The organism is Actinomadura bangladeshensis, from assembly GCF_004348335.1.
Classification (GTDB): domain Bacteria; phylum Actinomycetota; class Actinomycetes; order Streptosporangiales; family Streptosporangiaceae; genus Spirillospora; species Spirillospora bangladeshensis.
Map to the genome: position 1 here is coordinate 21,054 of NZ_SMJW01000020.1, position 13,928 is coordinate 34,981.

General features: G+C 71.5%; 15 protein-coding genes. 8 read left to right on the plus strand and 7 right to left on the minus strand.

Annotated elements, in window-relative coordinates; translation table 11 throughout:
• Window positions 1–92 precede the first annotated feature (92 nt).
• The gene (locus tag E1284_RS06490; RefSeq protein WP_131938072.1) at window positions 93–941 is read left to right on the plus strand and encodes a universal stress protein; all 849 of its coding nucleotides are present in this window, start codon (window positions 93–95) and stop codon (window positions 939–941) included.
• A gap of 451 nt (window positions 942–1,392) precedes the next feature.
• On the plus strand, window positions 1,393–1,767 hold the full coding sequence (locus E1284_RS06495; RefSeq protein WP_131938073.1) for a CBS domain-containing protein: 375 nt from the start codon (window positions 1,393–1,395) through the stop codon (window positions 1,765–1,767).
• A 547-nt stretch (window positions 1,768–2,314) separates the two neighbouring features.
• On the opposite strand, the gene E1284_RS06500 is transcribed toward E1284_RS06495, so the two are convergent.
• Window positions 2,315–2,692 (minus strand): DUF302 domain-containing protein, encoded by a 378-nt coding sequence (locus tag E1284_RS06500; RefSeq protein WP_243714296.1) that lies wholly within the window; start codon window positions 2,690–2,692, stop codon window positions 2,315–2,317.
• A gap of 269 nt (window positions 2,693–2,961) precedes the next feature.
• Between E1284_RS06500 and E1284_RS06505 the strand changes: the two genes are divergently transcribed.
• Both E1284_RS06505 and E1284_RS06510 read left to right on the plus strand, forming a co-directional pair.
• Complete coding sequence (locus E1284_RS06505) at window positions 2,962–3,330, plus strand: thioredoxin family protein (RefSeq protein WP_131938075.1); 369 nt, start codon at window positions 2,962–2,964, stop codon at window positions 3,328–3,330.
• Between the two features lie 15 nt (window positions 3,331–3,345).
• Complete coding sequence (locus E1284_RS06510) at window positions 3,346–3,465, plus strand: metal-sensing transcriptional repressor (protein WP_131938076.1); 120 nt, start codon at window positions 3,346–3,348, stop codon at window positions 3,463–3,465.
• Window positions 3,466–3,559: 94 nt separating this feature from the next.
• On the opposite strand, the gene E1284_RS06515 is transcribed toward E1284_RS06510, so the two are convergent.
• The 4 genes from E1284_RS06515 to E1284_RS06535 form a co-directional block, all read right to left on the minus strand.
• A complete protein-coding gene (locus E1284_RS06515; protein ID WP_131938077.1) occupies window positions 3,560–4,360 on the minus strand; it encodes a YwiC-like family protein in 801 nt (266 codons plus the stop codon).
• A gap of 378 nt (window positions 4,361–4,738) precedes the next feature.
• Window positions 4,739–7,015, minus strand: a complete 2,277-nt coding sequence (locus tag E1284_RS43930) for a TSUP family transporter (RefSeq protein WP_131938078.1) — start codon at window positions 7,013–7,015, stop codon at window positions 4,739–4,741.
• Window positions 7,012–7,599 carry a rhodanese-like domain-containing protein gene (locus E1284_RS06525; protein WP_131938079.1) on the minus strand — a complete coding sequence of 196 codons (588 nt, stop codon included), beginning with the start codon at window positions 7,597–7,599 and terminating at the stop codon, window positions 7,012–7,014. The genes E1284_RS43930 and E1284_RS06525 overlap by 4 nt, the downstream gene beginning before the upstream one ends.
• Before the next feature lie 530 nt (window positions 7,600–8,129).
• The gene (locus E1284_RS06535) at window positions 8,130–8,660 is read right to left on the minus strand and encodes a DUF6448 family protein (protein WP_207923596.1); all 531 of its coding nucleotides are present in this window, start codon (window positions 8,658–8,660) and stop codon (window positions 8,130–8,132) included.
• Between the two features lie 192 nt (window positions 8,661–8,852).
• Between E1284_RS06535 and E1284_RS06540 the strand changes: the two genes are divergently transcribed.
• Together E1284_RS06540 and E1284_RS06545 are read left to right on the plus strand one after the other, a co-directional pair.
• On the plus strand, window positions 8,853–9,911 hold the full coding sequence (locus tag E1284_RS06540) for a cation diffusion facilitator family transporter (protein ID WP_243714297.1): 1,059 nt from the start codon (window positions 8,853–8,855) through the stop codon (window positions 9,909–9,911).
• A 109-nt stretch (window positions 9,912–10,020) separates the two neighbouring features.
• Window positions 10,021–10,266 carry a hypothetical protein gene (locus E1284_RS06545; protein ID WP_131938080.1) on the plus strand — a complete coding sequence of 82 codons (246 nt, stop codon included), beginning with the start codon at window positions 10,021–10,023 and terminating at the stop codon, window positions 10,264–10,266.
• On the opposite strand, the gene E1284_RS06550 is transcribed toward E1284_RS06545, so the two are convergent.
• Window positions 10,239–10,472 (minus strand): heavy-metal-associated domain-containing protein, encoded by a 234-nt coding sequence (locus tag E1284_RS06550; protein ID WP_131938081.1) that lies wholly within the window; start codon window positions 10,470–10,472, stop codon window positions 10,239–10,241. The genes E1284_RS06545 and E1284_RS06550 overlap by 28 nt on opposite strands.
• Window positions 10,473–10,609: 137 nt before the next feature.
• On the opposite strand from E1284_RS06550, the gene E1284_RS06555 reads away from it, so the two are divergent.
• Together E1284_RS06555 and E1284_RS06560 are read left to right on the plus strand one after the other, a co-directional pair.
• The gene (locus E1284_RS06555; protein WP_243714298.1) at window positions 10,610–11,299 is read left to right on the plus strand and encodes a Crp/Fnr family transcriptional regulator; all 690 of its coding nucleotides are present in this window, start codon (window positions 10,610–10,612) and stop codon (window positions 11,297–11,299) included.
• A gap of 127 nt (window positions 11,300–11,426) precedes the next feature.
• Window positions 11,427–13,367: a heavy metal translocating P-type ATPase gene (locus E1284_RS06560; RefSeq protein WP_131938082.1), complete on the plus strand. Its 1,941-nt coding sequence runs from the start codon at window positions 11,427–11,429 to the stop codon at window positions 13,365–13,367.
• Between the two features lie 180 nt (window positions 13,368–13,547).
• On the opposite strand, the gene E1284_RS41235 is transcribed toward E1284_RS06560, so the two are convergent.
• Window positions 13,548–13,916, minus strand: a complete 369-nt coding sequence (locus tag E1284_RS41235; protein ID WP_165965146.1) for a hypothetical protein — start codon at window positions 13,914–13,916, stop codon at window positions 13,548–13,550.
• Window positions 13,917–13,928 lie beyond the last annotated feature (12 nt).

The window sequence follows — 13,928 nt, forward strand, 5'->3', positions numbered from 1 at the left end:
AAGGCCGTCCGGACGGGGACTTTCGCCCCTAGGGTCGCGCGCGATCGGCAAAGAGCCTGGAAAAAGGGAATCGACAGCTGAAGGAGAACACGATGTCCGAGCCGATCGTCGTCGGCATCGACGGCTCCGAGGAGTCGGATCGCGCCGTGCTGTGGGCCGCCGCCGAAGCCGTCCTGCGCGAACGTCCCCTGCACATCGTCCACGCGCTGGAGAGCTGGCCCTACCGGGCGCCGCTGTTCATGCCGGCCGAGACCACCGAACGGATGACCCGCACCGGGCACCGGCTGCTGACGGCCACCCGCGAACGCCTACGGGAGCGTTGGTGCCATCTGGAGGTCACGACCGCCCTGGTCTCGGAGGAGCCCTCGCAGGCTCTGCAGGCGCAGTCGGGCCAGGCGTACGAGCTGGTGGTGGGCAGCCGAGGCCGGGGCGGGTTCGCCGGCATGCTGCTGGGCTCGACAAGCCTGCGCGTGGCGGCACGCCCGACCGTCCCGGTCGTGATCGTGCGCGGTGACACCGGCGACCGCGGCGAGATCGTCGTCGGCATCGACCTGCTGCGGGACGTCGACACCCTTCTGGACTACGCCTTCGAGACCGCCGCGCTGCGGGACGCCCGGCTGCGCGTCGTGCACGCCTGGCAGACGTTCGGCACCCTCATCGAGGCCGGCTACGCGATCGACGGCGAACAGATCGAACTCGACCTGCGCGGCCAGGTCATCGAGACCTGCGAGCCGCTGCGCGCCAAGTACCCGCGCGTGGACGTCGTGGACGAGATCATCATGGAACACCCGGTGACCGCGCTGTCCCACGCCTCACGCAACGCCCGCCTCCTCGTGATCGGCGCCCACCAGCGGCGCTGGACCGCACCCCAACTGGGCTCGATCGCCCACGGCGTCATTCACCACGCCCGCTGCCCGGTCGCCGTCATCCCCTCCAGCTGATCCGGCTGACGCCGCCCGTTCACCGTCCACCCCGGTCCGGCCCACCCGGCACCGGCCGGTGGCGTCTACGTCATGGCATTCCTAGGAGAAGACCACATATCCGTCGCCTTGTCGCCATTCCCGGATAGGGAAAGGAAAAGTGTCGTGACTATGACCCTTGGAGATCGCGCCCTCCTTAATCGCAGGGTCACACACCAGTGCGGGAGTGCTGGTTCACATGGGTGCAGTGCACAGGCCTGCGGGTATAGGGCGTGGACATGAGCGCAGGTGCGGGTTCCGGGCGGGAGCCGATCATGCAGGTCGCGACTCGGCTGTTCGCCGACCGCAGGAGACCACGCGGTTCCGGTCCCACCTGCACTTGCTGATCGATCGCGTCCTGCGGGCTCCGGGGCCGGACCATCGCCCCCGCCCCTCGTAGTCGCCGACTCGGTCAATGCATTGGAGGAGGAAAATGCTGGTCAGCAATGTTTATCGTCCGATGGTGTTCGGCTGCCGAGCTGATGAGCGGCTGGTCGAGGTGGCGCAGTGGATGAGGGACAACGAGATCGGCGCCCTGGCGGTGCTCGACGGCGAACAAGTGCTCGGGATCATCACCGAGCGTGACCTGGTCGAGGCGCTGGCGACCTCGGCCGAACCGGCCTCGCAGCCGGCGGCGGCATACGCATCAACGCGGATCAAGACCGCCGGGCTGGAGGAGGATGCGCGCGAGGTGGCCCGCCGAATGCTGGATGCGGGAATCCGCCACCTGCCGGTCCAGGACCAGGGCCGCGTCATCGGCATGGTGTCGATGCGCGATCTGCTCGCTCAGGAGATCTGGGCAACGTGACGTCCTCCATGGGCGACTCGGGGGACCGGATGGCGGCTCGCGCGGGACAGGGCGTCCACCACGGTACGGGCGGTTCCAGCGCGGATCGGTGAGGGGACCTGCCCGAACCTGACGGCGCCCAGCGGTGCCGTGACCGCGGAGCAGAAGCTCGCGCACGGGCTGCACACGGCGTTCGCCGCCCGGCTCCTGTCCGGGGGTTCGGCGAACGAGCGGGCCGCCCTGCGGTCGGTGCAACCGCCGGGAAGGCGCCGATCGCCGCATTGAAGCAGGCCGCTCGTGCCGTCGGCCGCTGCCGTCCGCATGGCCACCGGGCCGGTGTGCGCCGCGCCGGGGTCAGGCGAGGCTCATGAAGAGCTTCTCCAGGCCGCCGAGCTGCCCCTGCGCGCGCCGCAGGCGCACGAGCACGTCGGCCAGCGAGTCCGCCTCGAATTTCACGTCGCTCTCCTCACGCCCGCCAGGGTATAAGTGCCTGCTGCTCTGCCGACCGGACGGGCGGTGCCGAGCTCGCGAGCCCTCGCGGGAACGGGTGCCGATATGACCGGCGGGCTCAGCCGCCCAGGGCCTGAAGGGCTGCGGTGAGCCGCCCGGCGGCGTCATCGGCGACCGGCCCGAGGCCGGGCTGTTCGCTCACCGTGGCCATGACCTGGGGGTCCAGCGCTTCGACGACGGTGTCGCCGCCTTCGGACCGGACGACGACATTGCAGGGCAGCAGCAGGCCGATCCGCCGGTCGACCTCCAGGGCCCGGTGAGCGAGCGGCGGGTTGCAGGCACCGAGGATGAGGTAGTCCTCCATCGTCTCGCCGAGCTTCTCCTGCAGCGTGGCGCGTACATCGATCTCGGTGAGCACTCCGAATCCCTGCTCCTTCAGCGCCGTCCTGACCCGTTCGACGGCCTCGGTGAACGGCTGGTGCAGTCTGACGGTCATGCCGTAGTTCATAAGATCGCCCTTTCCTGATCGGCGGCTTGAGCAAGTGCCGGGTGGTTCTCTGCCCGAATGGCGTCCTGTCAGCCAGGTTCCCCGAGGCAAGGACGGCTCGTGCATCGAAGGGCGGGTCGGTGCGGCTTCGGCGTCCAGCGGTCATCATCCCTCCCCAGGGTTCCATTATACCCCTCCCCGTATATGGAGGACTGGAATCAACGAGGAGAGCAGGTCGTTCTTATACCCGTACGGGTATCGAACAGGAGGAGACCGCGATGGCCACGACCGAACTGACGCGCGAGAACTTCGAGGACGTCCTCGCCGGCGGCGACATGATTCTGATCGACTTCTGGGCCGGCTGGTGCGGGCCCTGCCGCTTCTTCGCACCCGTTTACGAGCGGGTCTCCGAGAAGCACGCCGACATCGTGTTCGGCAAGGTCGATACCGAAGCCCAGCAGGAGCTGGCCGGCGCCTTCCAGATCTCCTCGATCCCGACCCTGGTGATCATCCGCGACCGGGTCGTGCTGTACGCCCAGCCCGGCGCCCTGCGCGAGCCGGAGCTGGAGAGGCTGATCGAGGAGGCCCGGGCCGTGGACATGGACGACGTGCGCCGCCGCGCCGCCGAGCACCAGCACAGTGCTTGAGAAGGGGCGGCGACGATGGAGCTGGACAAGGAGTCCCTGACCGAGGTCGCCATGCGGCTCCGGCGCGCGCAGGGGCAGATCGGCGGCGTTGTCAAGGTGATCGAGGAGGGGCGCGACTGCGCCGACTGCTCCTGACGCTCGCCTGACGCGCGCACGGTGTCCGTCCGTTCATCGGCGAAAGTGAACCGTGCGTCCGGCTCGCTCTCGGTGGATCCCGGGAGCGAGCCGGTCAGGTTGTGGCGGCGACCGCCACCAGGAGCAGGACTGACGACCCCACCTCGATGATTCCGATCTGCTTCGCCGAGTAGCGGCGGCGGCGCAGCACGACCGCGCGGACCAGGTACCAGGTGAAGGGGAGGGCGTACAGCGGGTTCAGCCAGGCCGCGAGGGCGGCCGCGCCCGCGTGGAACCCGACCGAAGCGCCGAACAACCTCGCGCTGTCCCGTTCGCGGATGCACGACTTGACGAAAAGGACCGTCCCGGCGAAGTACAGGAACGTTATCGCGGCGGCCTCGGTGGTCGTCCATGGGGATTCGCCGGCGACCATCGCGACCATGGGCAGGATGAGGGTGGCGGCGGCGACCGAGACCATCCCGTTCAGGAGCGCCCGGTCGTCGCGGCGGGTCGCGAACAGGCCGTTGACCAGCAGCGCTGTTGCGAAGATCGGGGCGAAGACCAGCAGTTCCGGGCGCATGAGCAGGACTACCGCCCCGGCGGCCGCCGCCGTCCCGCCGTAGACGAGGACTTGGCGCCGGAACCTGCTGAGCCGACGGGTCTTGACCGACAGCAGCGCGTAGTACGACAGCAGGTAGCCGGCGATCCAGGTGACCAGCAGCGGCAGGGCGGGCCAGGAGAAGCCGGCGGTGAGCAGGCCCGCCAGGAACGGGACGAGCAGCATGGCCCAAGCGCCATGCTGCGGCGGGATCCACTGGCGCCTGCGGTGCGCGGGCGCCCTGCCCGAGGCCGCATGGCGGGGGCGTGTGCGCCGGCGCCGCGCTTCTGGCGCCGGAGATCCGGTGTTGCTCACCATCTGTCCCCCCGGGAGGTGGTGCGCCGTGGGACGGGACCCGCGGGCCCGAGTATCCCGATCTCCGATTAATACATTCCAGTCACGTAAAAACTAGGTCATAGCTGGACGAATTACCAATCAGCGCAGCAGCCGACGGCGGCCGGCCGGCGAAGCCGTGAGCGGCGGGGACGCTGATCGGTTGGGCTCTGCCGGACGCGCCCCTCCAGGGATGCAGAGCACGTCTTGGGCGGCACAGCCGGGCGGCGACGGTGATCCCGGCGGTTCCTCCGCCGGGACCAGGACGCGGTGCCGGCTCGGGAAGGTGGAGGAGTTGGGGGAACCCCCCACCCGGAGAGCTGGTCCTGCCGGGGCGGGCCCGGCAGGACGGGGCGGCACCGATCAGGTCTCGGCCGGGGCGTAGGCGGCGGCCCAGGCGCCGTAGCCGCCGAGCAGGTCGGCGACCTCAGTGCGGCCGGATCGGCGCAGCAGGCTCGCGGCGGCGGAGGAGCGGGCACCGCCTGCGCAGTGGACGACGATCCGCCGGGCGACCGGGAGGGCGTCCATGCGCTCGGGCAGCTCGGCCAGCGGGATGTTGACCGCTCCCTCGATGGCGCCGGCCGTCAGTTCACCGGCGTTGCGGACGTCGATCAGCAGCGGCGGCTCGGCGCCATCGAGTTCGTCGCGCAGCTCGGCGAAGGTGACCCGCTCGGCCTGGACGATGTTCCCCTCGGGCGCCCGTGTGAAGGCGTCCTCGGGGGCGCCCAGGTAGCCGGCCGTCGTGTCCAGGCCGATCCGGGCGAGGCGGATGATGATCTCCTCTGCGCGGCCGTCGGGGGCGATCACGACGATCTCCCGCCCGGGTTCGATGAGCATGCCGGCCTGCTCGGCGAACCGGCCGTCGGCGGGGATGTTGACCGAGCCGGCGAGGTGGCCGGCCGCGAACTCCTGCGGGTCGCGGGCGTCGACGACCACCGCACCGGCGTCGCGGCGCGCCAGGACGTCGCCGAACCGCAGCTCACGCAGGTGCTCCTCGACCTTCAGCAGTTCCCGCTCCTTGCGGTTGAGGATCGCGTCGTAGCCGAAGTAGTTCGGGGCGGGGGGCTGGCCTTCGGTGACGATGTCGACGAATTCGCGCTCGCCCATGGGCACGCAGGCGTAGTTGCTGAGCCGCTGCGCGCCGATGGTGGACTGGAGCTCGGTCGACAGGTTCTTGCCGCAGGCCGAGCCGGCCCCGTGGGCGGGGAAGAGCCTGGTCTGGTCGGGCAGCGCCATCAGCTTGTGCTGGACGGTGTCGTAGAGCATCCTGCCGAGCTCGTCGGCGGTGACGCCGATGGAGGCCAGCAGGTCCGGGCGGCCGACGTCGCCGATGAACAGGGCGTCCCCGGTCAGGACGCCGTAGGGCGTGCCGTCGCCGGAGTGCTCGAAGACCAGGACGCTGATCGACTCGGGAGTGTGCCCCGGGGTCTCCAGGATCTCCAGGGTCACCTCGCCGAGGCTGATGCGCTCGCGGTCGTGCAGCTTTCGGATCGGGAACTCCGCCTCGGCGCGGGCACCGTAGCCGATCCACGCCCCGGTGCGGGCCGCCAGTTCGAGGTGGCCGGAGACGAAGTCGGCGTGGAAGTGGGTGTTGATCACGCCCTCGATGTGCAGGCCGTTGGCCGCGGCGTCGTCGAGGTACTCGGAGACGTCCCGGCGCGGGTCGACGACGACGGCGCGTCCGGTCTGCTTGTCGCCGATCAGGTAGGACGCCTGGGACAGGCACTCCAGGTAGTGCTGGGCGAAGTACATCGGCGTCTGCATCGCTTCGGTTTCCTTTCGCGGATCACGGGCGGCGGCGGTCCTGCGCCGGGACCGCCGGATGGTCGAGGTGAACGCCCAGATGAGGGCGACGAGGGCGACGGCCGCCAGGAAGAACGGCCGGGTCTGCGCGGGAAGCTCCTGCGCGACCACGAAGACGGACATCACCAGGACGAACCAGCCGAAGGCCTTGCGCAGCCGCTCGGGATCGACCTTTCCGGCCAGCCGGGAGCCCAGCAGGCCGCCGACGGCCGCCAGCGCGGTGACCGAGAGGGCGAGCGTCCAGTCGATGTGCACGCTCTGCAGGTAGCCCGCCAGCCCCGCGAAGGACTTCATCGCGATGACCAGCAGGGAGGTGCCGACGGCGATCGGCATCGGCAGTCCGCCGAGCAGGGCGAGGGCGGGCACCACCAGGAAGCCGCCCCCTGCGCCGACCAGCCCGGTGACCAGGCCGACCGCCGCGCCCTCAAGGAGGATCCTGACGAGCGGCCTTCTCCCGGCCTGGTGCCCCGGTTCGGGCTCCTTCCGGCCGCGCAGCATCGCGCCGGCCGTGACGGTCATCATGATTCCGAAGGCGATCAGCAGCACGTTCGCGGGGATGAACGCGGCGAGCCGGCCTCCGGCATAGGCGCCGGCCATGCCCGCGGAGCCGAACAGCAGGCCGGTGCGCCAGCGGATCCGGCCGGCCCGCGCGTGCGGGACGGCTCCCACCACGCTCGTCACGCCCACGACGAACAGCGACATGGCGATCGCCTGCTTGGCGTCGACGCCGGCGAGGTAGATCAGCACCGGGGTGGTGAGGATGGAGCCGCCTCCGCCGAACACCCCCAGTGTGACCCCGATCAGCACCGCCGCGGCGAGCGTGAGCGCGAGGGTCATGCCGGTCGCTCCTCGCCCGCCAATTGAGCGCTGATCGTGCGGAGGTCGCAGCTGGCACCGCGGTTGAAGGGCAGTTTCGCCAGCAGCATCCCCATCGCGCAGGTGTTGGTGAGGGCCGCGAAGGTCAGGCCGCCGCCGATGAGCGCCGCCACCCACTTCAGTTCGGGCACGGCCACGCTGCCCACCACGGCCGCCAGCACGATCGTCCCGGCGACGAACCGGACCTGACGCTCTAGATCCCACCGGTCGCGCCCGTCTCGGTTGAGGGGTGCCCCGGCCGCCTCCCAGGCCGTGATCCCGCCTTCCAGCACGCGGGTGTTGCGCAGGCCCGCTTCGGCCAGCGCCTGCTCGCCCTGCCCGGCTCGGACGCCGGAGCGGCAGATCAGCACGATGTCCTCGTCCAGGTGCCGGCACAGTTCGTCGCGGTGCTCCCGGAGCATGTCGAGCGGCACGTTGTAGGAGCCGGGGATATGGGCCGCGGCGAACTCGCCCGGCGTTCGCACATCGAGGAGGCGGGGCGGCGTGGGGCCGTCCAGCCGGGCGCGCAGGCTCGCGGCGTCCAGTCGCGTGGGCATGTCGTTCATCGGGCCTCTTTCAACTCGGTGCAGAAGGTGGCCGTCCGGCCACGTCATATACCCCTGGGGGTATCTCTGGCGCCAAGCTAGCGGATGGGCGGGCGAAATGCCAAATACCCCCCGGGGTGTGCGCGGCCGCCTCGGGGAGAGAAGCGGATGCTCCGCCTCGCCTGCGACCCCGGCGACGGCGAATCCGTCGGCCGACACGGCACTGCGCCTGTTCGCCTAGCACGGCACCACCGCCGATCCGCACACCGCACGGCTCGGTGAAGGCGCCGGGCCTCCCGTCAGGGCACTGGGCAGGCCGGCGCGGCCGGTGGAGGCGGGCATGTCCTCGGCGAGCAGCGCCCCGACGGTGGGATACCGGCGGCGAGCCCGGCTCCGCCGAGGATCCGGCCGACGACCAGGACGGTCAGGATGCGGCGCTGGCCGGCGGGCGGCGGAGGCCGTGAGGCGTCGGTGTCGGGGATGACGCGGGTCGCCGACTGTGCTCTCCGTCTCCCGGGGCCGGTCGGTTGCACAGGGCCGGTTCCGGCCTGCTAGTGGCCGCCGCCGTGCTCGCCGTGCGGCGGGGCCTCCATCGCCTTCAGGAGGTGGTGGCTGTAGACCTGGAAGCCGAGCGCCGCCTCCACGTACGCCCTGGCGTCGGCGATGGACCGGTCCTTGTCGGTGGCCAGCCTCGATACTTCCGCGAGCCTGTGCGCCAGCTGCGTGTTCAGCACCTCGGTCAGGTACTCCGCGACGGGCTTAGGCGAGCCGTCCTCGATGGCGCGTTCGGCGAGCGGGATGACCGGCCCGACCGACAGCCCGGCCGGCTTGAGCCCGGTGTACGGAGCACCCTCGCCCATGCGGTGAAGACGGACGACGGTCTCGAAGAACAGGCGGTCGGCCACCTCGCGCGCCCGCTCGTCCGAACCCCGGGCTTCGCGCACGCTCTCGAACACCGACCGGATCTCGTCCTCGTCATGGAGCGGGACGTAGGGTAGGACCACCTGCACGTCATCGGACTCCAGCGCCTGACGGGCGGCGGTGACGACGGGTCCGTCCAGCGAGTCGCAGTGCGGGGGCATGGCTCCCCCTCCTCTCCGCGGAGGCGTGCGGCGCACCGCCTCGGCAGAAGCGGCTCCGAGGCTGGTGTTCCTGCAAGTCACTGCTCAGCGTATGGCGCCCGGGCGCCGGACCTCAGGGCCGAAGGTCCCGTCTGGAGCGTCCCTGCCGCCCGGCTCCACGGAGTCGTGCGACCTCTACCAAGGAGCACTCTGTTGGGCGCCTCACTCACGGTTCCGTCCGATGACCCCGCCGGTCGGCAGCGGCGGTTGACGCGGCTGCTGTGGCTGTCGGTCGGCGCCGCCGTCGCCACCATCTCCCTGAAGGCCGGCGCCTGGCTGCTGACGGGCTCGGTCGGGCTCCTGTCGGACGCCCTCGAATCGGTGGTCAACCTGGTCGCGGCCCTCATCGCGCTCGTCGCGCTGCGGTGGGCGGGCAAGCCCGCGGACGAGGAGCACGCCTACGGGCACACCAAGGCCGAGTACTTCTCCGCCGGCGCGGAAGGCATGATGATCTTCGTCGCCGCGATCGGCATCGTCGGCACCGCCGTCGGCCGGCTGCTCCATCCGCAGCCGATCCAGGACATCGGCGTCGGCTTGGCGGTGTCGGCCGGGGCCTCACTGATCAACCTGGCGGTCGGGCTGGTGCTGATCCGGGCCGGGCGCCGCCACCGGTCGATCACCTTGGAGGCCGACGGCAGGCATCTGATGACCGATGTGTGGACCTCCGTCGGCGTCATCGCCGGTGTCGCCGCCGTCGCGGCCACCGGCTGGCAGCGCCTGGACCCCGTCATCGCCATCATCGTGGCCGTCAACATCGTCTACACCGGCACCGTGCTGATCCGCCGCTCAGCCGGCGGCCTGATGGACCGCGCCCTCCCGGCCGGCGAGCGGCGGCTGGTCAACGACGTGCTGGCGTCCTTCACCCGGGACGGGGTCGACTTCCACGCGCTCCGCACCCGCCAGTCGGGAAGCCGCGCGTTCGTCTCCTTCCACATCCTCGTCCCCGGCGACTGGACCGTCCAGCAGGGCCACGACCTCGCCGAGGCCGTGGAGGACGACATCCGCCGCTCGCTGCCCCAGGCCACCGTCTTCACCCACGTCGAGCCGCTCGAGGACCCCCGCTCCTACCAGGACCTCGGACTGGACCGAGACCCCGACGCCGGTGCCGCCGCCCGGGACTGCTCTGCCCGGCCGCCCGGTAGCACCGCCAGGGGCGCGGAGCACGGACCCGGAGACGAGTCCGCAGCCGACAGCGACCGCGGGGCTTCGTAAGCGCCAGGGGCGGTCCCATGAGAACTCTCTGAATGTCCAGGCGGAGGCGGTGGCTCGGCTCGGACTCCGGACATCATGATCGAATCATCGGTCGTCTGAAGGGTCGAGCATGCCGACTATCGCCCAAGGCGCGGCGGCTGCCGGCCCCTGGGTCCTCGGCCTGGCCACCATCGCCGTCCTGACGATCCCGTTGGCCACCGAAAGCGGCGAACACCTGGAAGATCAGGTCGCCCGGTCCTCCCTCGTGGAAGAGCACGCGGAACTGGGGGCACCCTTCATCGGCTACGGCGTCGCGCCGGTTACTGAAGCGGGCCCGCTCGCGGTGTGTCAGAAGGCGGCGGGACGGGAAACATAGCCCGCCTTCCTGACCGCGGCGACCAGTTCGTCCACGCCGGTCGTCGCCGGGTCGTGGACGACCTCGATCCGGGACGAGGCGAAGTGGACCTTCACCGAGTCGACGCCGGGGAGGCGGCCGACCTGCTTCTGGATCTTCTGCACGCACGACGGGCATGAGAAACCCTCGGCGCGGAGGACGGTCTTGACGGTCGTTGCACTGGACATGGCCCAGATCTCCTTTCCCCGGTGCCCTTGCCGGGACCGGTCCCTTTGCGTGATGGGCTCACGCTAAGCATTCGGGCCGTCCGTTTCCTTGACCTGGGTCAAGTACCGTCCGGCGAGGTGCGTGGCAGGCTGGCGGCATGGTGGAGGAGCCGGACCTGTGCGTGACCCGTGTTCCGATCTTCCAGGGGCTGACGCGCCGGGAGCAGACCGAGGTCGCCGGGTTCGCGCGGCCGGTGGTCGCGGTGAAGGGCGAGACGGTCATCGCCCCGGGGCAGTCCGTCTCCCGGCTGCTGGTGATGCACGCCGGCCGGCTCAAGATCAGCCACCTGGCGCCCGGCGGGCAGGAGCAGATCCTGCGCACGGCGGCCGAGGGCGACGTGGTGGGGGAGCGGACGTTCCTGACCGGCCACCGGCCCGAGCATTTCGCGGTCGCCCTCGAGGACAGCCGGATGTGCGTCTTCGACCACCGCGACCTCTCGACGCTGCTGCACGACTACCCCGACATCGGCATGCGGATGCTGCGCACGCTGTCGGACCGCCTCGCCTCCGTCGAGCGGCTGCTCGCCGCGGTCACCTCCGCCGATGTCACCGCGCGCATCGCGGCCTATCTGCTCGACCTGCCCGCCGACCTGCGGGACGGCGTGCCCGCCGTCCGGCTCCCGCTGGCGAAGAAGGACGTCGCCGCCTACCTGGGGACGACGCCGGAGACCCTCAGCCGGTCGCTCGCCGCGCTGGCGGCGGACGGCGCCATCGAACTGCGCGGCCGCCGCGACGTCGTCATCCTCGATGTCGAAGCCCTGGACCGGGCGGCGGCCGTTCCCGGCTGACCGGGAGCGCCGTCCATCGGCCCCGATCGCGGGTGGCTTGATCTGCGTCAAGGAACTCCCGGGCGACCCGGCCTAACGTCCGGATCAGACGTCGACAGGGACGCCTTTCCGGGAGGAGTGGGAGCAGATGAACAGAATCCGGGCTTGGGGGTCGTGGCGGTGGAGCACGCCGCTGCTGAGCGCCGTCCTGATCGTCGCGTCGTTCGCGGCCTCGTCCGCACCGGGCGGCGGGGCGCTCGGGGACGCGCTGATGGTCGCGGCGGCGGTGGCGGCCGGTTGGCGGATCGCGGCCGACGCGGTCCGGGCGCTGACGGCCCGGATGGTCGGCATCGACCTGCTGGTGTCGGTGGCCGCGATCGGCGCCGTGATCATCGGTGAGTACTGGGAGGCCGCCGCGGTGACCTTCCTGTTCGCCGTCGGCCACGCGCTGGAGAACGCCACGCTGAGCAGGACGAGGTCGGCGCTCGCCGAACTGGTCGCGGTGGCTCCCGACACGGCCGTGGTACTCCGCGGCGGTGAGCAGGTGGAGGTGCCCGCCGCCGCGGTGGCGCACGGTGAGACGGTGCTGGTCAAGAACGGCGCCAAGGTGCCGGTCGACGGGGTGGTGATCGACGGCTCGGGGGCATTGGACGAGGCGTCCATCACCGGTGAGTCGATCCCGGTGGAGAAGGCCGCCGGCGACCGGGTGTTCGCCGGGACGGTCTCCATGGGCGGCTTCCTGCAGGTGCGGGCGACCGGTGTCGGGGCCGGCACCACGCTGGCCCGGATCATCCACCGGGTCGAGGAGGCCCAGGACGCCAAGGCCCGCACCGCGGCGTTCATGGACCGGTTCTCGGCCTGGTACACCCCGGCGATCATCGTCCTGGCGCTGGTGTTCGGGCTGGTGACCGGCGACGTCGTGCTGGCGCTGACGCTGCTGGTCATCGGCTGCCCCGGCGCGCTGGTCATCTCCATTCCGGTCGCGATCGTCGCCGGTATCGGCCGCGGCGCCAAGAGCGGAATCCTGATCAAGGGCGGGGAGTTCCTGGAGACGTCCGCGAAGATCGACGCCGTCGCGCTGGACAAGACCGGCACGCTGACCGAGGGCCGGCCGTACCTGACCGACGTGGTGACGCTGGACGGGGCGTGGACCCGCGCGGACGTGCTCGGCTGGGCCGCCCGCGCCGAGGCGGGGTCGGAGCACCCGCTGGCCCGCCCGATCGTCGAGGCGGCGCGGGCCGAGGGCCTGGACGTCACCGGTCTTCCGGAGGCGACCGAGCCGGTGCCGGGCAAGGGCATCATCGCGATCCTCGATGGGCACCGCGTCGCGGTGGGGAACCTGGCGATGCAGGAGGACGAGGGGGGCCCGCACGCGGCGGCGGCCGCCGCGGTCCAGGACCTCGCCGCCGCGGGCCGCACCCCGATGGCGGTGTCGGTGGACGGACGGCCGGTCGGCGTCGTCGCCGTGGCCGACCGCATCCGGCCGGACGCGGCGCGGATGGTCGCCGACCTGCACGCCGCCGGCGTGAAGAGGGTCGTCATGCTCACCGGGGACGTCCGGCGGGTCGCCGAAGCCGTCGCCGCGCAGGTCGGCGTCGACGAGGTCCACGCCGGGCTGCTGCCGGAGGGCAAACTGGAGGCCGTCCGCGACCTGCGGGCCCGCGGCCACGTGGTCGCGATGGTCGGCGACGGCGTCAACGACGCACCCGCCCTCGCCACCGCCGACATCGGCGTCGCGATGGGTGCGGCGGGTACGGGCGTGGCGATCGAGACCGCGGACATCGCGCTGATGAAGGACGACCTGTCCAAGCTGCCGCAGGCCGTCGGCCTGGCCCGCCGCACCGTGTCGGTCATGCGGCAGAACATCGCGATCGCGCTGGTCACCGTCGGTCTGCTGCTCGCGGGCGTGCTCGTCGGCGGCGTCACCATGGCGATCGGGATGCTCGTGCACGAGATCTCGGTCCTGGTCGTCATCGCCAACGCCATGCGGCTGCTGCGTCGCCGCGGCGCGTCCCGGACCGGCACCGGCGCGGCCGGACGGACGCCGAACCGGATCGAGGTGCGCGGCACCGACCGGCAGCCGGCCTGACACCGGCCGGTGCGGGACGCACATCGCGCCGAATCGGAAGGCCCGGAGGCGTGGCCGCCTCCGGGCCTGCGAACGGGCCGCGCACCCCTGCTGCCGCGTGAACCTGCCGAGCGGCCTGTGCCGGGTGCCGAGCGGCACGCCGGCCACGGCCCCAGAGCCGGCCGGCCCTCGGGGCCGGTATCACGGACGGGTGCGGGGTCTGCCCGTGAAGGCGCGCAGCAGGAGGGCGGTGCTCGTGCCCGCGGCCAGGCCGGCCGTGCCCAGCAGCGCGATCTCGGCCGGGCGGTGGTGGCGGGCCAGTTCGGCGATCACGAGGGTGACCGCGGACAGTGCCGTGATCAGCGCGATGAGCGTGTTGAGCCGGCCCGCCTCCGAGTGCGGCCAGTCCTCCCGGCCGGTCGGCGGCGGTTCGGGTGCCTGCCGCCGGTGGGCGGCCAGGGCCCGGCTCCGCCAGGGCGAGGTGTCGATCTTCCCGAGCCGGTGGAGGCCGGCTGCCACGCCGACCAGCAGCAGTGCGTAGCAGGCGATGAAGACGGCTTCGGACCGCATGGCCGACTCCTT

Excerpts from the sequence above, each read along its gene's own strand:
- E1284_RS06490 (WP_131938072.1), top strand. The coding sequence starts at position 93 with ATGTCCGAGCCGATCGTCGTCGGCATCGACGGCTCCGAGGAGTCGGAT.
- E1284_RS06495 (WP_131938073.1), top strand. The coding sequence starts at position 1,393 with ATGCTGGTCAGCAATGTTTATCGTCCGATGGTGTTCGGCTGCCGAGCT.
- E1284_RS06500 (WP_243714296.1), bottom strand. The coding sequence starts at position 2,692 with ATGACCGTCAGACTGCACCAGCCGTTCACCGAGGCCGTCGAACGGGTC.
- E1284_RS06505 (WP_131938075.1), top strand. The coding sequence starts at position 2,962 with ATGGCCACGACCGAACTGACGCGCGAGAACTTCGAGGACGTCCTCGCC.
- E1284_RS06510 (WP_131938076.1), top strand. The coding sequence starts at position 3,346 with ATGGAGCTGGACAAGGAGTCCCTGACCGAGGTCGCCATGCGGCTCCGG.
- E1284_RS06515 (WP_131938077.1), bottom strand. The coding sequence starts at position 4,360 with ATGGTGAGCAACACCGGATCTCCGGCGCCAGAAGCGCGGCGCCGGCGC.
- E1284_RS43930 (WP_131938078.1), bottom strand. The coding sequence starts at position 7,015 with ATGACCCTCGCGCTCACGCTCGCCGCGGCGGTGCTGATCGGGGTCACA.
- E1284_RS06525 (WP_131938079.1), bottom strand. The coding sequence starts at position 7,599 with ATGAACGACATGCCCACGCGACTGGACGCCGCGAGCCTGCGCGCCCGG.
- E1284_RS06535 (WP_207923596.1), bottom strand. The coding sequence starts at position 8,660 with ATGCCCCCGCACTGCGACTCGCTGGACGGACCCGTCGTCACCGCCGCC.
- E1284_RS06545 (WP_131938080.1), top strand. The coding sequence starts at position 10,021 with ATGCCGACTATCGCCCAAGGCGCGGCGGCTGCCGGCCCCTGGGTCCTC.
- E1284_RS06550 (WP_131938081.1), bottom strand. The coding sequence starts at position 10,472 with ATGTCCAGTGCAACGACCGTCAAGACCGTCCTCCGCGCCGAGGGTTTC.
- E1284_RS06555 (WP_243714298.1), top strand. The coding sequence starts at position 10,610 with ATGGTGGAGGAGCCGGACCTGTGCGTGACCCGTGTTCCGATCTTCCAG.
- E1284_RS06560 (WP_131938082.1), top strand. The coding sequence starts at position 11,427 with ATGAACAGAATCCGGGCTTGGGGGTCGTGGCGGTGGAGCACGCCGCTG.
- E1284_RS41235 (WP_165965146.1), bottom strand. The coding sequence starts at position 13,916 with ATGCGGTCCGAAGCCGTCTTCATCGCCTGCTACGCACTGCTGCTGGTC.